Origin of the sequence: Bowmanella denitrificans, assembly GCF_002887595.1 — a bacterium.
In the GTDB taxonomy this organism is placed as follows: Bacteria; Pseudomonadota; Gammaproteobacteria; order Enterobacterales; family Alteromonadaceae; genus Bowmanella; species Bowmanella denitrificans.
On the sequence record NZ_PEBU01000010.1, the window covers coordinates 193,490 to 215,183 of the forward strand.

Annotated in this window: 19 protein-coding genes; 11 read left to right on the forward strand and 8 right to left on the reverse strand. The window is 50.6% G+C overall.

The genetic code is table 11. The features are described from left to right. Nucleotides 1-42 precede the first annotated feature (42 nt). Together CSR04_RS25435 and CSR04_RS18020 are read left to right on the forward strand one after the other, a co-directional pair. Nucleotides 43-171 (forward strand): hypothetical protein, encoded by a 129-nt coding sequence (locus CSR04_RS25435; RefSeq protein WP_281259800.1) that lies wholly within the window; start codon nucleotides 43-45, stop codon nucleotides 169-171. Continuing rightward, nucleotides 171-848, forward strand: coding sequence for a DUF2982 domain-containing protein (locus CSR04_RS18020; protein ID WP_172449410.1), 678 nt, complete (start codon nucleotides 171-173; stop codon nucleotides 846-848). Before CSR04_RS25435 ends, CSR04_RS18020 begins: the two co-directional genes overlap by 1 nt. Nucleotides 849-853: 5 nt before the next feature. On the opposite strand, the gene CSR04_RS18025 is transcribed toward CSR04_RS18020, so the two are convergent. Next, nucleotides 854-4,000 (reverse strand): hybrid sensor histidine kinase/response regulator, encoded by a 3,147-nt coding sequence (locus CSR04_RS18025; protein ID WP_172449411.1) that lies wholly within the window; start codon nucleotides 3,998-4,000, stop codon nucleotides 854-856. 168 nt (nucleotides 4,001-4,168) lie between these two features. On the opposite strand from CSR04_RS18025, the gene parC reads away from it, so the two are divergent. Beyond that, nucleotides 4,169-6,496 (forward strand): DNA topoisomerase IV subunit A, encoded by a 2,328-nt coding sequence (parC, locus tag CSR04_RS18035; RefSeq protein WP_102797710.1) that lies wholly within the window; start codon nucleotides 4,169-4,171, stop codon nucleotides 6,494-6,496. Here parC and CSR04_RS18040 read toward each other — a convergent pair. After that, on the reverse strand, nucleotides 6,469-7,476 hold the full coding sequence (locus CSR04_RS18040; RefSeq protein WP_102797711.1) for a YeiH family protein: 1,008 nt from the start codon (nucleotides 7,474-7,476) through the stop codon (nucleotides 6,469-6,471). The two genes, parC and CSR04_RS18040, sit on opposite strands and share 28 nt — an antisense overlap. A gap of 93 nt (nucleotides 7,477-7,569) precedes the next feature. Here CSR04_RS18040 and CSR04_RS18045 point away from each other — a divergent pair, with 93 nt between their 5' ends. The 5 genes from CSR04_RS18045 to CSR04_RS18065 all read left to right on the forward strand — a co-directional run bounded on the left by CSR04_RS18045 (nucleotide 7,570) and on the right by CSR04_RS18065 (nucleotide 13,825). Further along, entirely contained in the window at nucleotides 7,570-8,469 is a 900-nt protein-coding gene (locus tag CSR04_RS18045; protein WP_102797712.1) for a LysR family transcriptional regulator, read from the forward strand. Between the two features lie 100 nt (nucleotides 8,470-8,569). Further along, nucleotides 8,570-9,943, forward strand: coding sequence for an SPFH domain-containing protein (locus tag CSR04_RS18050; RefSeq protein ID WP_102797713.1), 1,374 nt, complete (start codon nucleotides 8,570-8,572; stop codon nucleotides 9,941-9,943). Nucleotides 9,944-9,965: 22 nt separating this feature from the next. Continuing rightward, complete coding sequence (locus CSR04_RS18055) at nucleotides 9,966-11,414, forward strand: amidohydrolase family protein (RefSeq protein WP_102797714.1); 1,449 nt, start codon at nucleotides 9,966-9,968, stop codon at nucleotides 11,412-11,414. 341 nt (nucleotides 11,415-11,755) lie between these two features. Then, the gene (locus tag CSR04_RS18060; RefSeq protein ID WP_102797715.1) at nucleotides 11,756-12,808 is read left to right on the forward strand and encodes a LamG domain-containing protein; all 1,053 of its coding nucleotides are present in this window, start codon (nucleotides 11,756-11,758) and stop codon (nucleotides 12,806-12,808) included. Nucleotides 12,809-12,862: 54 nt separating this feature from the next. Next, nucleotides 12,863-13,825: a sulfotransferase gene (locus CSR04_RS18065; RefSeq protein ID WP_102797716.1), complete on the forward strand. Its 963-nt coding sequence runs from the start codon at nucleotides 12,863-12,865 to the stop codon at nucleotides 13,823-13,825. A 30-nt stretch (nucleotides 13,826-13,855) separates the two neighbouring features. Here CSR04_RS18065 and CSR04_RS18070 read toward each other — a convergent pair whose 3' ends face one another. After that, a complete protein-coding gene (locus CSR04_RS18070) occupies nucleotides 13,856-15,001 on the reverse strand; it encodes an HD domain-containing phosphohydrolase (protein WP_102797717.1) in 1,146 nt (381 codons plus the stop codon). A gap of 230 nt (nucleotides 15,002-15,231) precedes the next feature. On the opposite strand from CSR04_RS18070, the gene CSR04_RS18075 reads away from it, so the two are divergent. Both CSR04_RS18075 and rraB read left to right on the forward strand, forming a co-directional pair. Continuing rightward, nucleotides 15,232-15,957 (forward strand): 1-acylglycerol-3-phosphate O-acyltransferase, encoded by a 726-nt coding sequence (locus tag CSR04_RS18075; RefSeq protein ID WP_102797746.1) that lies wholly within the window; start codon nucleotides 15,232-15,234, stop codon nucleotides 15,955-15,957. Nucleotides 15,958-16,015: 58 nt separating this feature from the next. After that, nucleotides 16,016-16,363 (forward strand): ribonuclease E inhibitor RraB, encoded by a 348-nt coding sequence (gene rraB / locus CSR04_RS18080; RefSeq protein ID WP_102797718.1) that lies wholly within the window; start codon nucleotides 16,016-16,018, stop codon nucleotides 16,361-16,363. Between the two features lie 158 nt (nucleotides 16,364-16,521). Here the strand turns inward: rraB and CSR04_RS18085 are convergent, their stop codons facing one another. From CSR04_RS18085 to CSR04_RS18095, 3 genes are all read right to left on the reverse strand, one after another. Beyond that, nucleotides 16,522-16,713, reverse strand: coding sequence for a hypothetical protein (locus CSR04_RS18085; protein ID WP_146027201.1), 192 nt, complete (start codon nucleotides 16,711-16,713; stop codon nucleotides 16,522-16,524). 93 nt (nucleotides 16,714-16,806) lie between these two features. Next, nucleotides 16,807-16,962 (reverse strand): type II toxin-antitoxin system antitoxin, encoded by a 156-nt coding sequence (locus CSR04_RS18090; protein WP_483861852.1) that lies wholly within the window; start codon nucleotides 16,960-16,962, stop codon nucleotides 16,807-16,809. 281 nt (nucleotides 16,963-17,243) lie between these two features. Then, nucleotides 17,244-18,098, reverse strand: a complete 855-nt coding sequence (locus CSR04_RS18095; RefSeq protein ID WP_245921729.1) for an SPFH domain-containing protein — start codon at nucleotides 18,096-18,098, stop codon at nucleotides 17,244-17,246. A 122-nt stretch (nucleotides 18,099-18,220) separates the two neighbouring features. Between CSR04_RS18095 and CSR04_RS18100 the strand changes: the two genes are divergently transcribed. After that, nucleotides 18,221-18,778 (forward strand): lipid-binding SYLF domain-containing protein, encoded by a 558-nt coding sequence (locus CSR04_RS18100; RefSeq protein WP_102797721.1) that lies wholly within the window; start codon nucleotides 18,221-18,223, stop codon nucleotides 18,776-18,778. An 18-nt stretch (nucleotides 18,779-18,796) separates the two neighbouring features. Here the strand turns inward: CSR04_RS18100 and CSR04_RS18105 are convergent, their stop codons facing one another. Beyond that, entirely contained in the window at nucleotides 18,797-20,284 is a 1,488-nt protein-coding gene (locus CSR04_RS18105; RefSeq protein WP_146027202.1) for a sensor domain-containing diguanylate cyclase, read from the reverse strand. 10 nt (nucleotides 20,285-20,294) lie between these two features. Next, nucleotides 20,295-21,467, reverse strand: a complete 1,173-nt coding sequence (locus CSR04_RS18110; RefSeq protein WP_102797723.1) for a WD40 repeat domain-containing protein — start codon at nucleotides 21,465-21,467, stop codon at nucleotides 20,295-20,297. Nucleotides 21,468-21,694: the final 227 nt, after the last annotated feature.

The following is a 21,694-nucleotide window of genomic DNA, read 5'->3' on the forward strand; positions in this document are numbered from 1 at the left end:
GGAGTATAACGTAATCATAGCCCTGGGTCAGGAGTTTGTGCGATGGTAAAAAAACAATCCGGCTGGTGGCGATCGCTATGGCATACCGATTGTGTGCGTTGCCGGCAAATTCGCATGGCACTGCTTTGGGGGGTGCTGATGTATTTACTGGTGGTATTCTGGTGGATGTAATGATGCAAGAAGAAGTTATCCATATTCGCGCCGGAGCCAAGCGCAACGGCTTCAGTTTGTGCTTGTTTGGATTGCTGGGTTTGTTGTTGTCGGCCTTATGGCTGAGCTTTTTGCCGGATTGGTTGAAACTGGCCGGCATTTTCCTGACCAGCGCGTCATTGGTGACGATTCTGGTGGGCTGGTTGAAAGTAAGAGAACCCGTGCACAGTTTCGAGCTCAGTCGTACCAGTCTCAAATACCTGCACCGCTTCGGCAGTTGGCAGATTGAATGGCACAACATCCAACGGGTGGGCGTCCCCAGAGTCAGACGCGGGCTGGAACACCAGGATATGGAACTGGTCGGTATTCGGATTAAGGATTATGAGCCACTGCTGAACAACCTTTCACCGCGGCTGGCCAGCAATATACTGATGCAACAACGCCCGCTACTGTTGCAAGGCGAGGACTGTCCAAGCGGCCAGTGTTACAGCGAAACCCTGCTGGAAAATGACCGCTACCGCGCCCCTGGTGGCAGGGAGTACACTGGGATTTTAGCCATGTTCGCCCATCGGATGACGCGCATCCGTGAGGTACTGGGCTATGACTTGTTCGTTTACGGTTCTGAGCTGGACAGACCCGAATCAGACTTTGTCGCACTGCTGAAAGCCTGCCAGGAAGCACAATCACAGTCTGAGTAGCTTTGCTATCGAGCGGACTCCGAATTGTGCCCTTGCAGAAACGCCAGCCCTTGTTCTTCCACCTGCAAACATTCTTGGTTAAAGCTGTCCATCAGTGCCTGAGCCTGGACAATATGGCCGGTTTTCAGATGCTCTTCCAGTTCCTGACACAAAGCCCGTAGTTTTGGTACACCGGTATAACAGCAGGCACCATGTAGCTTATGTACCAGGTACTCGAGTTGACCATGATCTTCGGCCTGAGCGGCTTTCTTAATCAGGCTGTGCATATCGGGTAGTTGCTGAATAAAGGCATCCAGCATTTGTCTGGCATGGTGAGGATTGTCATTGGCCTGCTGCAGGGCCTGATTCCAGTCCAGACTTTCTTCCGACACCGGCTGACACCAACGTTTAATCAACTTAATCAGATCATCAAAGTTGATAGGCTTAGGCAGATAATCGTCCATACCGGAACTCAACAGCTTTTCCTTTTCTTCCCGGAATGCGTGCGCCGTCACAGCAATAATGGGCGTACCACGGTTAAGATGGGTCTTGCGGATCATACGACTGGCCGCCAGGCCATCAATGCCGGGCATTTGCACATCCATTAGAATCAGATCAAAAGCCTCTTTTTCGCAGCGATCGGCCGCATCCTGACCATTGAAGCTTAAGGCCAGTTCCACCGGCGAGTCACGCAGCCAGGTGGCCAGCAGACGCAGGTTGATTTCCATATCATCCACGGCCAACACGCTCGCCTTGGGTAGGCTCTTAAGTTGGCGGCTGAAATTGTCGTTTTGAATCGGCGCAGGCGGCTGCAGCAGATTTTCCAGCTTGCTCGGTGTGAGTGGCCTTTCAATACGCCGTTCAAACATGGCAGAAATGATATCCTGCTGACTGGGCCTGGGGCCGCAATCCAGCAAAATCTTATGTCTGGCTGGCAAGGATTCCAGGTTCGCCAACTGTTGTTGATACCCCTGACAATACTCATCGGCACAGGCCAGAAACAGATAATCAAACGGTCCTTGCTGTTGTGCAAGATAGTTAAAGCTGTCGGTACTGGTAACCACTGCGCCCAGGGCCTTAAACATTTTGGCCATGGCCTGCCTGGCCGGTGGATAAGCATCAAATAACAGTACTTGCTTACCCTGCCATCGACCATTGGCGGCCAACGACATCTTCTGACTAAGCTTATTGACCCGCAATTTCACCACAAACTCGGTGCCGATGCCTTGCTCACTGTGCAGGTCGATACTGCCGCGCATCAATTTGACCAGTTCCTGACAGATGGCCAGCCCCAGGCCGGTGCCCTGATACTCCCTGTTGGTGGCACCGTCTAATTGTGAAAAGGCGGAAAATAGCTTATGCCGGTCTTCCCGGCTGATACCTATGCCGGTGTCTTCAATGCGAAACACTAGCTCATACAAGCCATTAGCCTGATCATCACCACTCACCGCCAGCCGCACATGGCCATAACGGGTAAATTTGATCGCGTTGCCAATCAGGTTGGTCAGCACCTGGCGAATACGCGCAGCATCACCGATGAGTTTTTTCGGCAGAGGGCTTAAGTCACAAATCAGTTCCAGGCCTTTGGCATGGGCCGAACGGGCCATCAGCCCGGTGAGCTCTTCCAGCAACTCGGTGGGGCAAAAAGGCTCATTATTGATTTGCAGCTTGCCGGCTTCTATTTTGGAGAAGTCCAGCACGTCGTTAATGATATTCAGCAGGTTATTGGCTGATGCATTGATAATACGCACATGCTCTTGTTTCTCGGCGGGCAGTGGCGTGTTGGCCAATTCCTGGCTGAAACCCAGAATCGCATTGAGCGGGGTGCGGATTTCATGGCTCATATTGGCCAGAAACTGGGATTTAATCTTACTGGCCTGTATTGCCTGTTTGCGGGCGATGTCCAGCCTGGCATTCTGCTCTTCAATAATTTCCATATTGTTGCGTAGATCGTTGGTTACCAGGTCCACTGAATGGCTCAACTGGGTCTGGCTTTTCTCCATTAACGCCAGGGAAAATAATCCCGCTTCCACAAACACACCCATCTGGAAGCAATAGGTAGTGAGGAAATTGGTTGGCAGCCAGCCAAGCAGCCCCAGCATACCAGCCAGCGCGGCAGTGAGCAGGATACTCCAGGCAAACACAAAATATCGGGCCGGTTTAAACTGGTTGGCGTAGCTTTCATAGCCAGCATACAGGTAACTGCTGATAGCCAGCATACTGACCAGATAAACGGCATTATTCTGCCAGGCCGGATCCAGAAAATTACCCAGTGACGCCAATCCCAGCAGCACATTAATCAGCAAAATGCCTATGATCAGACGCGCGGCTTTGGGGGCGTTTTGCCTGACATCCAGAAAAGTGAAAGTAAAAATGCCGGCCGCCAGTGCCACCACTACGAACAGCAAATCTGTATGTTGATTTAGCCAGTCAGAAACGGGGGAATGCCAATAGACCTGGATGTGTCCGCCCCAGACAAACTGCCATACCAAGACAGTGGCAATATAGGCGCAATAAATCAGTAAGTTAGTATCACGTAAGCTGGCAAACAGCGTCAGGTTGTATAACAGTAAAACCAGTAAGCCACCATAAAACATGCCCCACAGAAGATTTTCCAGGGCCTGCTTTTTGACGTGCAGGGGTTCGGCCGACAGCGTAACAGGTACTACTCTGGCTTCACCTTCACTATGCACCCGGATATACAGGTCCAGTCGGGTAGCGTATGGCAGTGTCGCTTCCAGGGACGGATAGCGAAAGGCTTGTCCGGCATTATTCTTACCCTGCTTACTGTGGGCCAGCACTTTACCCTGTGCAACCAGATAAATATCCACATTGTCGTTCTGCGCATAACCTATATCCACCAGCCAGATGGGTTGCTGACTGACATTACTGAAGCTGGTGGTAAACCACAGCACGTCGTCGGCAAAACCGTAATTGGGGTTGTGCTGAGCTGGCCACTGGAATTCGCTTTGCCTGGTCATCACCTGGTCAATACCCAGGTTGCCCTGTTCATCCACCAGCATGCGCATCTGATCGGTCAGACTGTGGGTTTTCTCTGCGTCAATTAACTGCAGACTGGCCTGGCCAGCAGCCGACAGGCTGAACAGCAAGGTCCAACAGAGCAGAAAATACTTGGCAAACACCATGGTTGTATCGGCTAAACGCGGTTCCAAAATCAAAGTGGTCTATTTAAGCATTGTCCACAAGGGGATACCAATGTTAAGTTGCCATTTTAGCGGTGCCATCACTCTAAATCTTGTCTTGAACCGTAAATCGGCAAATGACAATACAACGGGTGCCAGGCCAGTTGCCAATTCCGATAAGAATCACGTAAAACCACTATGAGCCAAGAAATCAGTATCAGTGCCGATGGCATAGAACAGTTGCCCCTGCGGCGTTTCACCGAAGAAGCCTATCTGAATTATTCCATGTACGTGATTATGGACAGGGCTCTGCCGCATATCGGCGATGGCCTGAAACCCGTGCAACGGCGCATAGTTTATGCCATGTCCGACCTGGGCCTGAGCGCCACGGCTAAATACAAAAAGTCAGCCCGTACCGTGGGCGATGTGCTGGGTAAATTCCATCCGCACGGCGATTCGGCCTGTTACGAAGCCATGGTGTTAATGGCCCAGCCGTTTTCTTACCGCTATCCATTGGTTGACGGCCAGGGCAACTGGGGGGCGCCGGATGATCCAAAGTCCTTTGCCGCTATGCGTTACACCGAAGCGCGTTTGTCCCGCTACAGCGAATTGCTGCTAAACGAGTTGGGGCAGGGCACAGTGGATTGGGTGCCTAACTTTGACGGCACACTGAAAGAGCCCAAAGTGTTACCGGCCCGTATGCCGCATATTCTGATGAATGGTGTGACGGGCATTGCGGTAGGTATGGCCACGGATATTCCACCGCATAACCTGCGTGAACTGGCGCAGGCCTGCGTACATTTACTGGACAACAATAAAGCGGACGTGGCCGAACTGATGCAGTTTGTGCAAGGCCCGGATTACCCCACCGAAGCGGAAATCATCACGTCACGCGATGAAATTCAGAAAATTTACGAAAGCGGCCGCGGCTCCATTAAGGCCCGCGCCGTGTATGGCGAAGAAAATGGCGAAGTGGTGATTACTGCCCTGCCACATCAGGCCTCCGGCGGCAAAATTCTGGAACAGATCGCCGCGCAGATGCAGGCCAAAAAATTACCTATGGTTAGCGATCTGCGTGATGAATCAGACCATGAAAACCCTACCCGCCTGGTGATCACCCCGCGTTCCAACCGGGTGGATATGGACCAGTTGATGCAGCACCTGTTTGCCACCACCGACCTGGAAAAAAGCTACCGGGTCAACCTCAATATGATTGGTCTGGACAACAGGCCCAAGGTCAAGGATTTAAGCAGTATTCTCAGCGAGTGGCTGGAATTCCGGCGCGATACGGTAACCCGTCGTTTGCAATATCGTCTGGAAAAGGTGTTAGCCAGATTACATATTCTGGAAGGCTTACTGATCGCCTTTTTGAATATCGATGAGGTGATCCATATCATCCGTACAGAGGATGAACCCAAGCCCGTGCTGATGGCCAGATTCGGTATTTCAGACAAGCAGGCCGAAGCCATTCTGGAGCTGAAGTTACGCCATTTGGCCAAGCTGGAAGAAATGAAGATCCGCGGCGAACAGGACGAACTGGCCGCCGAGCGTGACAAGCTTGAGGGTATTCTGGGTTCCAGTACTAAGCTGAAAAATCTGATCAAAAAGGAAATTCAGGCCGATGCGGAAAAATACGGTGACGCGCGCCGTTCCCCGATTATTCAGCGCCAGGAAGCCAAAGCCTTGTCAGAAAAAGAGCTGGTGCCATCCGAAGCCGTTACCGTGGTGTTGTCGGAAAAAGGCTGGGCACGTTGTGCCAAGGGCCACGATGTAGACGCACAAGGTCTGAGCTATAAAGCAGGTGATCAGTACCTGGCGTCGGCCAGAGGCCGCAGCAATCAGCAGGCCGTGTTCCTGGATTCCTCCGGACGTACTTTTGCCTGCGATGCTCACACCCTGCCGTCGGCCAGAAGTCAGGGCGAACCATTAACCGGTCGTTTTAATATTGTCGGCGGCGAAAACGTCGAACATGTCGTGATGAGCAACGATGACGACCAATACCTGCTGGCATCCGACGCAGGTTATGGCTTTATTGGTAAGTTTGCCGATATGGTCAGTAAAAACAAGGCTGGCAAGGCCTACCTTAGCCTGCCGATGGCCGCCAAAGTATTAACCCCACAACGGGTGCGTGATGTACAAAGCGACTGGTGCCTGGCCATTTCCACCGAAGGACGAATGCTGATGTTCCCGCTTAAGGATTTGCCGGAGCTGGGCAAAGGTAAGGGTAACAAGATCATTAGTATTCCTTCCGCCAAGGCCCAGGCCCGGGAAGAATACGTAAAGGTATTGGCAGTGGTGCCACAAGGGGCACAGGTTAAAATTCTGGCCGGTAAACGCGGTATGACCCTGAGTGCCGAGGACTTAAGTCACTTCCAGGGTGAACGGGGCCGCCGCGGACATAAACTGCCCCGCGGTTTGCAGCGGGTGGATGGCATTGAGGTCATAGCGCCGGAAGTAAAAGCCGCCAGCCTGACAGAAGGTGAGTCCACCACAGAGTCTCAGGCAGATAACAGTGCCAACAGCTGACTGAGCAAATAACCACCAATCAGTAGCAACAAAAACAGCGCCGCCGCCAGCAACAGCGGACGGCGCCCTGCCCTGACCACCTGAGCGGCGCGGGTGTTCAACCCCAACGCCAGCATGGCCATAGTCAACATCAGATCATCCAGTACTTGCAGCATATGCAGGCCTGAGATGGGCAACCAATCCAGAGTTCTGATAGCACTGCAACACAAAAATCCCAGGGCAAACCAGGGTAAGTGCAGCGATTTCTCGCTGCGCCCTGGCGTGTTGGATTGCTGCCAGCCCAACCAAACAAGAAAAGGGGCCAACAGCATCACCCGCAGCATTTTTTCAATGATGGCGGCTTGCTGAACCTGTTCACTGACGGCGGCAGAAGCAGCGGCCACCTGGGCCACTTCGTGCACTGTGGCCCCGATCAGTACACCATATTGCTGTGCAGGCAAGGCCAGCAAGGAATAACCAAGGGGATACAACAACATGCTCAAGGTACCGAACAGCACCACAGTAGCAATGGCCACCGAGACTTTTTCTTCTGAAGCTTTGAGTACAGATTGACTGGCCAGCACGGCCGCCGCGCCACAGATGGCGCTGCCGGCCCCCACCAGCAGACTGGTATGGCGGTCCAGCCCGAGTTTTTTGCCCAGCCACAAGGCACAGCTAATCACTGAGAAAATCACCAACACCGCCATTAGCACGCCTTGCATACCCACTTGCTGGATCTGCTCAAAGCCGATTCTGAATCCGTATAAGCCAATGGCGATACGCAGCAAGGGCCCCTTCGCCCATTGCAATGACGCGTCAACATGCACAAGCCCAGCTGCAAACCGGCTATGGCCCAATACCAATCCCACAAGCATCGCCAACATCAAAGGTGAAATTGCCGGAACTTGCTGATTGAACAGCAGACACAATAGGCTGATTGACGCCAGCAACAGCATGCCATAGCAAACAGAGGCGCGGGGGTGGATAGCATATGTGGGCATAGTAACGCGTCGCAGAGTGGAGATAGGTATAGCTTATAAGTTTCTTTTATATAAAAATAATGCATTAAACTCATAAAAATATGAGCTGGTTTTATGTATTTAAATCTTCACTTACTGCGTATTTTCCTGCATGTGGCACAGCAAGGCAGCTTCAGCCGCGCTGCTGAGCAGCTTTCCATCACCCAGCCTGCTGTATCCAAAGGGATCAGTGAACTGGAAACACAGTTGGGACTGGATTTACTGGAGCGTGTCGGGGCGTCGTTGCGTGGGCGCAGGCAATGGCACCTGACCGAACATGGCCAGGCATTATTTGAACACGCCAAGGGTATCTTTGCCCTGGAACGCGTGGCCGTGGAAGACCTGCAAGCCAGGCTCGACTGTCAGCGAGGCCATTTACATATAGGTGCCAGTTCCACCATCGCCGGGTATTGGCTGGCCGACGCCTGCATGACCTTCAGCCGGGAATTTCCGCAAGCACAGCTGAGCCTGATGTCAGCCAATACCGACGATATCTGCGCAGCCCTGCAGGACGGCCAGATAGAACTGGCATTAGTGGAGGGCCAGACCGAGAATGCAAAATTCACCATACAGCATTGGCATGACGAGCCGCTGAAGCTGGTGTGTCCGGCCAGTTGGGCTGTATCTGACATTAGTCTGTCAGAAGTACGCTGGTTGTGGCGCGAGCCAGGCTCCGGCACCAGAGCCTGGATGGAGCAGCACTTGCGCAGCGCCGCTATTCAGCCCAAATACAGTATGGAGATTGGCAGCAACGAGGGTATCGCCCGGGCAGTAGCGGCGGGCGTTGGCGTATCCATCTTGCCTTTGCGGGTATGCCAAGAACTGCTGGCATTGGGTAAGCTACAGATCATTGATACCCCCTGGAGTCAAAACCTGACACGTCCGCTGTATTTAATGAACCTGCAACACCGGCCGTTATCGCCGCTGGGTAAAGCATTTATGGTCAAGATTCAGGCTGTGAAACCACCTTTGTGAAACAAAGATTGAATCAAAACGATAGGTGCTGCTATCTTTCCATGCCTAAAGCCGCCGGATTGCGGTGGCATACTAACAACACCAAAACAGGGAAAGTCAAATGTCTGAACTTGCCAGCAAAGTCGTTGCACAAAAGTCTGTGGCCGCCAAAATCGGTGGCTTAATCGTCGCGGTCATCCTGATTTTTGCCTTTATTTCTAACTCGGTGTTTTATGCCGAGCCTGGTTATATCTACCATGTGCGCACAGTAACGGGGAATGAGGAAGTGGTGACCGATGTGGGTTATCAGTTTTTCCCTTTTGGCCGTTATAACTCCTGGAAACGCGCCATGACAGTGCAGTCTGTACGTGGCGCCGATGCTGATGATATTCACCCGGAAAAAGATTCAGACAATGCATCGGCAACCTTGCCGCCCATGAGCATTATGTTTCTGGATCAGGTCGACGCCCACGCCGAAGCCACGGTACGTTTTTCCATGCCCACCGATCAGCAGTCCTTTTTAAAGCTCGCCCATGAGTACCGCTCACCCGAAAACCTGCTGCGCACTGCGCTAATGCCGGCCTTTAAGGAAACTTTGCAAGCCAATGCCTCATTAATGACCGCAGAAGAATATTACTCTGGCGGCCGTACCCAGTTTAACTCGGAATTTGAAAACCAGATGAGCCGTGGCATTTTCCTGGTCAAGCGTCAGGAAGAAACCGTTAGTTCCATGAAACGTGCCGCTGGCAGCGCTAATGTGGCACTTGGCACGCAGCAGGAAGAATATGGTGAAGACAGCAAGACCGTCTTTACGGTGAAGAAAATCCTCGGTCAGGACGGCCAGCCACAGCGCAAAGAGCAGCGTTTCCAGCATTTTGGTATTACCGTGGTTTCTGCCCTGGTTACCGATATGCGCCCCAACAACAAGTTTGTTGAACGTATGCAACTCAAGCAGAAGGCCTCAGCCGATCGCGCCATTGCCCGCGAGCAAAGGGTGCAGGAAGAAGAGCAACGACTGCTGGCCATCGCCCGCGGTGAACGGGAAGTGGCGGAGCGTCAGGCCAAGGCCAAAGTGGAGCAAATAGAAAAAACCACCGATGCCGAAACCGATAAGCAACTGGCCATTACTTCTGCACAAAAATTGCGTGACCAGGCAGCCATCAGCAAAGAAACCGCACAAATCGAGCTGGAAAAAGCCATGATTGAAGCGGAAACGGTACGTACCCTGGCAGAAGCCGAAGCCTATCAGAAGAAAGTCATCCTGCAGGCCGATAACGCCCTGGCACAAAAACTGGACGCCGAAGTAAAAATTCAGCAACTCTGGGCCGACGCCTTTGCCCGCCGTCAGGTGCCCACTTACGTATTTGGCGGCGGCGATTCTGGCACCCCCACCGGCAGCGATGCAGAAGCCAAGGTATTTATGCAGATGCTGACCCTGGATGCCGCCAAGCGCCTTAGCTACGACCGCGAACTAACCAAGAAGAAGGGCGATTAAGTGGTAGCGGCGAGATACCTGCATGCGGCCATTCTTTAAGCCAGACCGGGCCAAGTCAGCAACAGGTATTGCAGGCCTGTTGCTGATAACGGGTCTGGCCTGCTTTTCTTTGTTTGCTGCCGCTCCAACCCAGTTAGATTCATCACACAATCCCAATATCCAGGATTACCTGGCATTCCCCAGGCAAAGTATTGCCCTGCTTGATGTAGATATATTGGATGGCAGTGGAGGTCCCGCCTTAACGAGACAGACCGTTGTGCTGTCCAATGGTCGTATCAGCCAGATAGGGCCGGTTGCGACAACCATAGTGCCGGAACAAGCCAAGCAGCTGCACCTGCCCGGCCATACGGTTATTCCTGGTCTTGTCGGCATGCATGATCATACCCATATGCCGGGCCAGACCTTTCTGGGAGAAGTTGCTGCACGGTTATGGTTGGCCAGTGGGGTTACCACGATACAGACAGCAGGCAGTGCGGATTTTCAAGCAGAGCTGGGTCTAGCCGCGGCAATCCAACGTGATGATATGCCGGGCCCGACAATTTTCCCCACGGCCCCTTATCTCACCGGTCCTGATGGCAACGGCCCTATGCATAAACCCGAGACGCCAGCCCAGGCTCGTCAACTCGTCAGAGACTGGTCGGCCAAAGGTGCCACCTGGTTTAAGCTGTACCGGCACATTCAACCCACCATTGCTGCCGCGGTAATAGACGAAGCCCATAAACAGGGGCGTAAGGTAACCGGTCACTTATGTTCACTGACCTTTAGTGAAGCTGCCCAAATGGGTATCGACAGCATTGAACATGGCTTGATTTCCGCCACCGATTTTCATCCGCAAAAATCAGCCGGGCAATGTGTTTCATCACGCCAGGGCTTGGCTGCGCTGGATATTGAAGGAGAAGAGGTCGCCAAGCTGATTGACCTGCTGGTGGAAAAACAGGTTACCCTGACGTCCACCCTGGCTATTATCGAATCCCATTTTGCCCATCGCCCACAAGGTGAAGCGCGGAGCCTGGCACTGATGTCTGAGGCCTGGCAGCAAGCTTATCAGCGCCGTCAGCGGCAATTAAAGAACAATGCATCGTCTATGCCGGACGAAGTACTCGCCAAGCTAATGGCTTTTGAACATCGTTTTGTGCAAGCAGGGGGCCATCTGGTAATGGGACCCGACCCTGGCCGTCATGTTCTGCCCGGGCATGGAAATCAGCGAGGCTTTGAACTTTTGGTGGAAGCGGGATTCAGCCCGCCTCAGGCCTTAAAAATAGCCACCGCTAATGCTGCAAAAACCTTAGGGCAGGCCGCACAGTTTGGACAAGTCGCCATCGGCTTCAATGCCGATTTAGTGGTTTTAAAAGGCAAGCTAGCAGCCGACGCCAGAGTTATCCGCAATGTGGAACTGGTGATTAAGCAGGGCCAGGTCTACGACCCAGCCAAGCTGTTAGAGGGGTTGCAGGGACGGTTTGGACCGCAGTAGCCAGCTTATAGAACATCCGAAATCATCTTGGCGAAATATTTGTCCTGTAAAAAGTATATTGAAACTAAAAGTTACTACTGATAACTTATCTTAAAGCTGCGGGAAGCGGAATCCACACATTGTATAGGGATATCATACATGCCTCATTTGAATAATCGGCTTATTTCAAATATCTATATTCATTCAATATCACTATTCTCATTCTTCAGATTCTCCATTTTAACATTCAAATATTAATAGCAACTTACTACTACTTATTTATCGAAAACTAAATAAGGGGGAGATAACTTACCATCACAATCTAAAGACTTTCTGTTTTTATTACTTAAGGAACAAGTTTTATGAAAAATCTTAAATCAGCTCTTTTTTTTGGAATTTTAATTCTTTTATCGTCAGAAGTATCAGCCAAAATAATCGCTCAATATCCGATGGAAGGGAACTTTGTTGACATCGGACCTTATGGATTTAATGGGGTAGTTGCTTGGGGTAATAGCTCATTAACATCAGACCGGCATGGAGAATTCAAAGCCATGCAATTCTACAAAACAACGATAAGGGTCGACGGTTTCAGAAACTATAATTTTGGTAATGAACTTACAGTCTCTTTTTGGATGAAGAGAAGTAGCATTAAAAACCACTATGGGAGAGATTCCTATATGGGATTAATTAATAATGGAATGGGGAATCAAACTTTTGATATTCGAATGGGGCGAGAAGCTGGAGGCTCCTTTTTATTTGCCAAGTCCACTTGGCAAAATGGCTCCACGTCTTCCTCTTCCACCAATGATATTACTATAGGAAAATGGCATCACGTTGCTGTGGTTCTTAAGGATGGTAGCTCAAAGTTATATGTAGATGGTAGATTCATACGTGAGTCGTCAACCAACCCTGGCGATTTACTCACTTATAATAGACCCGTAATATTTGGTGCAAATGCCAATGGAAAAGATCATGAAAATTTAAATGGAGCTTTAGATGATATAATATTTTTCGATAGGGCACTAAGCGAAGAAGCTATTATTTCCATTGCAAATGACACCTATAGTGAAGCATACAATATAAGTCTATCACCAACAGTGCCCAATCCCGTAGTTCCTTCTGCGGGTGGACAGATTGAGTACAACCTTACTTTCAACAATGAATCCACTAATACCTCATCAGACTTTAAAGTATGGAAAATAATTACTACAAAAGATGGTATAGATTATCCAGTTTCCAACTTGCTAGATATTAATGTTCTCCCAGGAAGCTCTTATGTAGCTCAATCTGAAGTAATCGAGGTTCCTAGTTGGCTTCCGGCAGGGCAGCATGTTTTTCGCTGGTACGTTTCCGACCCAGCCAAGGAAGGGGGAAATATACTGAGCGCCAAATTCACCTTCACCAAGCAACCTTAAGTTTAACTCGATTCCTGTGGCGAGGATACACTCGCCACTTTTAAAGGACATTATATGAATCTGATTCATATTGGAATGCCAAAGGCAGGCAGTACGTCACTACAGAATTTTTGGAGCCGATCTGACCAAGTTAGCTTAGTGTGGCAAGATCTAGAACCACTAGTTAACAGCGTGCGAAAATCAATAAGAAGCCAGGAAGATCCCAATCAGCTACTCAAGCTTTGGCCAACAAAAAATGGCTTAAATACAGAAGGTAAAGCAATCAATATTTTTTCATCTGAAGGCCTATTTGGTCTGCCTTTGTCACAGCGATTTACAAAAGATGAGGTTGATTACTCCAGGTATTTGTATGCAAACATTTGTAGAGAGTTTCTGCCAGAATCGAAAATATTGATCTTAATAAGAAACCCTTATGATTGGTTGAAATCTATATATATCCAGTCCATTCAGGAAGGCAAAAACTGGGGCTTTGTTAAATTTATCAATGTCGAATCAGATGCCATTCTCGAACATTTCAACTTGTGCGCTCTTGTCGCGCACTGGAGCGAGGCATTTGGTGAACAGAACATCATAATCTACCCGTTTGAAAAACTCTGTTTAAAGCCAACTGAAGCAAATAGTGAGCTATGCCGGGCGATATCACTGCATGAACAACATATATTTTCCCTGCAAAAACAAGCGAACAGATCAATTTCTATCGAGCAGGCATATTTACTCAGAGCTTTGTCTGTGATGAATCGTTCGGTCGCTAAATATGATAGCTCACTTAAAAGCTCGTTTGAAAAACTCAACAAGGAGATGAGGCTGCTATATAGAGTAGCGCTGCAGAAAAGTGGATCTACAGCGCTACACAGCAGGATTGAAGTACCCAACAGACTACCCGGGCTGCCTGCCTCAATCAGGGAAAAACTAACACACAAGTTGCAACAGAATTTCTTTCCCGCTTTATGCGCTTCGCAATTTGATGTACCGACATTGGCTTACTATCAGGAGCAAGTGAACAGGCACTTTGACTAAAAAGTGCCTTAAGTCAGAGCGTTGGCGATACTATTCCTGGCGCAACAGCAAACTGGCCATGGCCTGATTAAACACTCTTAACCATTTCGGGCAGAACTGTCCGGCGGCCACCCGATTGATCTCCATCACCGCGCGTTTTTTCGGGCGTTTTCTGTGGGTGCCATGGGCACGGGAATGGGTTAATGCATCAAAGGTATCAACAATAGCCAACAGTTTGGCACCTTCACAAATGTCTGCTTCCTTTAACCCCAGTGGGTAGCCGGAACCATCCATTCTTTCATGATGCTGAATCACGATTTTGCGCGCTTCGTTCCACTGGTCCAAATGTTCAAGCAACCTGGCACTCTTATACACATGGGAGCGCATCAGGTTAAACTCATTCTGATCCAGGGGTTCGGTTTTATGCAGTACCTTAAGGGGCATAAATGCCATGCCAAAGTCATGTACATAGCAGGCCACAGCCAGTTGATTGGGGTCGACCGGTGTGCCGTTTAACTTGTTCAAGTACAAGGCCAAACGGGCAATACGATCACCACGGCCTTCCCAATACTGGGAGCGACGCTCAACCGGTTCCATCAGCTCACGAAAGAACATAATGTCGCGGTGCTCGTCGTCGTCATGGTCACCAGTCAGGCCGATATCGTCCAGCGCCTGACTGGTTCGCGGTTCCACCGAAACCTGTTCTGGCTTGGCAGCAGACGGGGCATCCAACGTCGGGTCAAGCAGCAGCACCGACTCGGCCAGCAGCTTTTCATGCTCGGCTGGGTTGTCCGGCTTGATTCTGGCAATTTGTTTCACCAGCAACTGGTAAAGGTCGCCATCGTACTGGGCTTCGCCGGATTTAATGCAACTCTGAACAAAGAGTTTCACCCTGTCCATGGTCAGCAGCACTAAATCACTCATAGTGCTGGTATAGCGAATCTGGCCTTTGCGCAAATAGTCCAGCAAGTCTTCCACGTGCTGCAGCAAGGGGATCATCGGGGAGAAATTGACCAGCCCCAAATCCCCTTTAATGGTATGAATAGAGCGAAACAGCGCGCGCTGCAATTCGTTGTCCTGGGGCTGAAGCTCCAGTTCAATCAGGGTTTGCTCGCTGGCCTCGTACAGCTCGTTAATTTCTTCGAGCAAGTCATTAAGGATGTCGTTGTCCAGATCGTCGTGTCGGAATGTCTGCATACGGCTGCCTTGCTATTCTTCTTCGCTGGCAAATAAACTGTCAGCCATTGAGTGTAATCTTCCTGCTCGATACTTTCATCACAATATATCAACGAAACGTATGAGATCTTGTCTGGGATCATAGATATTAATAAATTACCGCCGCTAAAATCGGCAATACAGACTGATCAGATATCCTCGCATGGCAAAACGGGTATACTCTGCCACCTGTTTCTGTTGTGGGGGTAGCTGTGCTTGCTCTGATTCGTATCCCGCTGGCGCTGTTATATTTTGTCGCCGTTAATATTGCCTTGCTATGTATTTGCCTGGTCAGGCCCTTTCACCGTGACAATGTGCATTATGGCGCACGTATGTATAGCGGCGTGTCGCGAATATTCGGCCTGAAAGTGATAGTGAGAGTGGCTGACGAAGTAAAACAGGGTGGCCCTTACGTGTTTATTGGTAATCACCAGAACAGCTACGACTTGGTGACGATTTGTGCTGCCACCCAACCCGGCACGGTTACCGTGGGCAAGAAAAGCCTGGTGTGGATCCCACTAATGGGCCAGATGTACTGGTTGTCTGGCAATATTCTGATCGACAGACTCAACAGCAGTAAAGCCAGTGACACCCTAAAGCAAACCATTCGCAAGATTCGCGAACGACGCTTATCCGTTTGGTTGTTCCCCGAGGGTACCCGTAGCAATGGCCGGGGACTGCTTCCTTTCAAAACCGGCGCTTTTCGCATTGCCCGTGAAACCAATGAGCCTGTGTGTATGATTTGCGCCAGCGAACTGCATGGCAAAGTCAGCTTAAATCGCTGGAATAACGGCATAGTTCTGGTAGATGTCACCGCCCCGGTGGCTCTGGATGACAGCCGCGACTTAAAAGGCTGGACGCAGTATTTTCATCAGCAAATGCAGGCCAAAATCCACCAGCTAAATGAAGAAGTTGCAGCACTGGAAGCGAAGCCTTGATGCATGCAAAACAAAAGCAGGCTAGACTGCTGGCAAATTTCTTTTCGCGGAAAATGCTATGAGTGCTGAAATAAATGAATGGTACGAGTTTAATCAGGAAACCATCGAAGCGCTGTTAAATGACGGCAGCAATGCCGAACTGCCTCACTCCATCGAATACCACTTTGCCAGCGACAATTTTGACCAGTTAGAGAAGGCCGCCGTGGATGCCTTTAAAGCCGGTTTTGAAGTCGGCGATGCCGAAGAACTGGTGCTGGATGACGGCGGAACCTTGTTTTGTTTCGATGCCGTGATTGAAAGGCCGCTGGAATTGGATGTGATCAACAAGGACACCGTTACCCTGCTGGCCATCGCCGACAAGCACAAAGTGCATTACGATGGCTGGGGCACGTATTTTGTAGAATAGCGGCGCTGCTCGCAGGCGTCACCGGCTCAGCTGTCAGTTGCCTGACCGGGCACAGGTTTGGAGCGCAATAACATCAGCGCAATGCTATGCAAGTTTTGTTGGGCTGCGGCCCAACCCAGAGTGGGTCGGAATTTATTCCGACACCTCACGGCAAGTAATCAATGCACTCCGACCGCATCCAGTGCGCGTGATACCGTCTGATTTTTTAGCGGCACGGCCTCGGCTTTGCTTTGCGCTTCGGCCAGCAACACGGCCATGGCATCCATAATGTCTAGAAACTGGCTTAGTTGCTGTTCATTTAAGGTAGCAGACAGGCTTTCTATATCCTTGATCAGGGCTTGGGTGGTCATCAGGAACTCCGTCAATATTCTGTTATTGCGCATTATCAGAACCTGATTATTCAAGAGCTGTGCCAGTAAAGACGGATTCGACGCTGAAACAGACTAATCCTGTTGGTTTGGCCCGCGTTTGTTGTCTTCCACTTCGGTGATGACCTTCTGCACCAGTTTAACCCGCCCCTGTTTTACCAGCGCATCGCGCAGCACATATTCAATTTGGGCGTTCAGGCTGCGCAGTTCATCATCCGCCCAGCGCTGCATAGCAGCCAGCACATCGGCATTAATTCGAAGCGGGTAGGCTTTTTTTGACAAGAGGTTACCTTTTCAATCTTGCTGTCAATGGGATGGAGGTTGCCGCTATATGGGCGGCTCCTGGCCGGGTGCACGGCATTGTATCAATCACCGGTATTGATTGCTGCCAGATTGCGCCGCGGATTTCCGCCCTCGATTCCACCTTGGTAGCCATTAGTGCCGGGTAACGGGATGCCAATGCACAATCTGATGGCATCACCGTCAGCCACACAGTGACCAGGGTCATCAGGCTAGTACAAACTGCCAGCATTAATCACCGGTTGCGTGTGTTTGTCACCACACAGCACCACCAACAGATTACTGACCATCACGGCTTTGCGTTCTTCGTCAAGCTCCACCACGTCTTTTTCACGCAGCTTTTCCAGCGCCATTTCCACCATGCCCACTGCACCTTCGACGATACGGGTACGGGCTGCCACTATCGCGCTGGCCTGCTGACGTTGCAGCATGGCGCTGGCAATTTCAGGGGCGTAGGCCAGGTGACTGATACGGGCTTCGTGCACCATCACGCCCGCCTTATCCAAACGATCCTGAATTTCCTGCTTGAGAATGTCAGAAATGGTTTGTGGATGACTGCGCAGGGCTACCGCGTCTTCTTCCTGGGGATCATAAGGATAAGAGCTGGCCATATTACGCAGTGCCGACTCGCTCTGAATGTTAACGAAGCTTTCATAATCATCCACTTCAAACACCGCTTCTGCGCTGTCTGATACTGACCAGACCACGATGGTTGCAATCTCAATTGGGTTGCCCTGGTTGTCATTTACCTTAATTTTGCCACTTTCAAAGTTGCGGATGCGCAATGACACGGTGCGGCGGTTAAATAGCGGGATGGTCCAGCGTAAACCCGTCTTTTTCACGGTGCCCACATAGGCACCGAATAAGGTCATAACCTTTGCCTGATTAGGTTGCACCATCATAAAACCCGCCAGCGCCGCGACATCCAAGGCCACCACCGCCAGGCTAATTAGGGTAGTGGCATTCATCAATTCACTTATCTGTGGCACAAAAATCGCCAGTACCACAATCAAGGTAGCGACCACCGCATAACCATTTAAGGAAAATCCGACTTTTTCTCTAATCATAATCAACTCTTAGTGATATCAATTTGATATCAAAATAGATCGACATCAGATGAGTTGCAAGTTTTTTTCTTCTGTTTATGCTGGATAAACGAATACCTACCAACCTATAAAAGGACATGGCTATGTTGAAACAGATTCTGGCTGCGGTGATGGCATTAACGCTGATTTCCTGCGCGGCAAATCAGCAAAAAACTGTTGAACAGCGCCGCTCGGACGTACAAAAAATGGTGCAGGAAACCGTACAGTCTGTGCAAAAGCACCAGTCCAATATTCGTCAGAAGATGCGTGAGGCACCAGGCTATGCGGTATTCAGCAATGCCAATGTGAATCTGATTTTTGCCAGCTTCTCTGGTGGCTATGGCCTGGCCCACGACAATGCCAGCGGCAAAGATACCTATATGAAAATGGGTGAAGCCGGTATTGGTCTTGGATTAGGGGTAAAAGATTTTCGCGCCGTGTTTGTATTTAAAACCCGCCATGCCTTCGATCGCTTCGTGGAAAGCGGCTGGATGGTAGGTGCCCATGCGGATGCCGCCGCCAAAGCCAGTGACAAAGGCGGCGCTGCCGGTGGTGAAGTGATGGCAGATGAGGTGGAAATATATCAGGTCACTGAGGCTGGCCTTGCCCTGCAAGCCACCATCAAAGGCACAAAATACTGGCAGGATGATTCATTGAACTAGGTATTGCCCTACGACAGTTTATCTCTGCTCAGCGGGCCGGCTACTGAACACCTGATCACGGCCGGCCTTTTTGGCTTTCAGCAGACATTCATCGGCACGCTCAAAGGCGTCCTGAAAATCTTCATGGCGTTCAATCTGCACCACACCAAAACTGCCGGAAAGAAAATGCCGGGTGTCTGCCACTTTCACTCCGCGTAGGGCCTGGCGCAGTCTTTCGGCGGTTTCACTGGCTTTATCCAGGTCAATACCAGGTAACAACAACAGAAATTCGTCACCGCCGAAACGTCCAAGCAGATCAGATTGACGCAGCCCCTTGCCTATCGCTTCGGCCACCAGCACCAGGGCACTGTCCCCGGCAGTGTGACCAAACTGATCATTTATTTGTTTAAAGTGGTCTATATCAAACACCAATAAAGAAATGGGTTGTTGATATCGTCTGGCTCTGAGCAACTCCTGTTCGGCCCGTTCAAAGAAATATTGGCGGCTGGCCACTTTGGTCAGGCCATCGCTTAGCGCCAGTTCCCGCAGTTGCGCGTTGTGTGCTGCCAGCACCGGCACCGCCAAACCAAAGTATGCGCTGGCTGAAATCACGCAGATGGCAAACTGGTACACCAGGGCGTAATCCATCAGGGACAGCGATGCCACCCAAACAGCAGTTAAGGTACTAAACACAGCCAGACTTAGCGAGGCTCTGAAGGCGGACTCGGTGTAAACAATCCACATCTGCGGAATAATCAGGAAGAACACCGCAAAAGACACTTCGGAGTAACGAAACTGCGCTGCCAGCAGCATAGTCAAGGTCAGTAAGGAGCTACTAATCAGCAGCTTGACCAGAAAACCATACAACCCCTGGCCACTTTGCTGAAAGTCCAAGCCACCCAGCCAGCCTTCAATTAAGGGGTAGCGCCAACTGAGCAAGCCAATAAACAGTGGCGTCAGAACAATAGTGCCAGCCATATCGCCAATCCACCAGGGCAGCCAGATACTGGCCGCTTCCTGTTGCTCAATCAAACCACTCCCTGCCAGCACCTGAGTGCCCAGTAGCGCGGCAAGTAACGCTGACAGCGAGCCAAGGATCAAAAAACTAAGGATAATTTTGGGCAGCGCATCACTGAACGAACGACGCACCAGTTGCTTTAACAACTTAGCGCCACAATAGTAGGAAAAACAGTGGGCCGCCCCAAACAATACACCGGTGTAGGCCAGTTGCGTCCATGTCTGGTGCATCGCGTACAAATCATCCACCCAGAAAGTGGCAATCAGGCTACACAACATCACAATGGGTACGGCGCGCAGACCCAAAATCAGAAAGGCCGCAAAACTCAAACCCGCTGAAGGAAACCAGATACTGGCATGCGGGGCATATTCCATCAATACAGCCAACCGCCATAGCAGCAACCAGGAGCCAGCCAGCATCAGGCTGCGCAACATTTCCCGGCTGTCCAATAACTGGTGGCTGACAACTGATTTCAGATGATACTTGCCCGAAGCTGGTGATTCTCGCAAATGTTTACCCTTAACTTGCCGACCAATAGTAGGCCAAACCGTTGTCGCTGGCACCAAATATGGCGCTAGCGTCGGTATTGATGGCCATTGGCCAGTTCATCAGAGAGGTCGGCACCTGCCAACATGTGCTACCGCTTTGCACATCGATGAGGTAAAAGTTGCCCGGCGTTTCCTGCCCTGATTGCTCTGGCTGGCCGTCCGTTGCTGTAACATAGATTGCCTGACGATCCATATTTACGCCAGGATTAGGATCATATTGGGTGTTTTTCTGCCACATGGGTGTGGGAGTCGCTGGCAAGGTGGCTGACGACGTTACCGCATACAGGCAACCATGACTCTGCTCATGCAGGTTAGCACCACACACCAGATAAACCTGGCCGTCGACACCTTTTTGTATCGCAATAGCGTAGGCCACAGAGAGGTCTAGTCCGTCTGGCTGATATTGCCAGACGGGGGTATCAGGTTGTTCGATAGAAAATGCCAGCGCCTGGCCGTTATGGCTGGCAGCGGCCCACCAGGTCCCATCATAACTAATGGCCACTCTCTGCAGACTGGTCTGAGCCTGATAAAGTACAGGTGTCTGTAACTTGCTGCCAATAATACTGAACTGCGCCACTGTGCCAGCCGGCCCCTGAGTAACATCATAGTTACGAGTGGTGGCGACGACCGCCACACTGCCATCCGCGCTCAGTTGACAGCTTTGACAGTATTGGTCCGCATAGCTGTATTGGTCCACCATCTGATACTGGCCATTTTGCAGCACACACAGTAGCAATTGATTACCTGCAACAGCCACCAGTGTCTCGCCACTGTCAGACAAGGCCACCTGATTGACCCGGCTTTGGGTTTGTAATTCCAACAAACGTTTGCCGGTTACACTGTCATAGGCATATAAGAAGCCAGTATCAGTGCCTTCATGGCTGAGTGTACCGCCAGCTGCAGCATAGTTACCATTGCCACTGACAGCTACCCAATACACGCCCTGATAAATATCCTCACCTATTTTGTCCTGCCATAGCAATGCGCCCTTGCCGTTATAGCAAAACACCGAAAAGTCACCGTTTCCATATTCCTGTGACGTCCCCAGCACACAGACCTTGCCGTTTGCGCTGATCGCTGTAGAGTTGATTTGGTATCCGGATTGCGGCTCTGCCGTCCATTGAGGTTGTGCTGAAATTTCCATACGCTTACTCCTGTTCCATTATTATCAGTGTTACCCTATTGGGCGCTCTACGCCAGGCAACAGCGTTAATTTCTGTCTGATAGGTGATCTATCCGGTGGTGATTGAATCAGCAATTCTTTATCGGGTCAATTTGCCAATTTGGTTAACTTATAACCAGTGAGATATTCAGTACTGACGCAAACCTGACAGGAAGTGGGTATGACGGTTAGAGGACTCAGACAAGCAG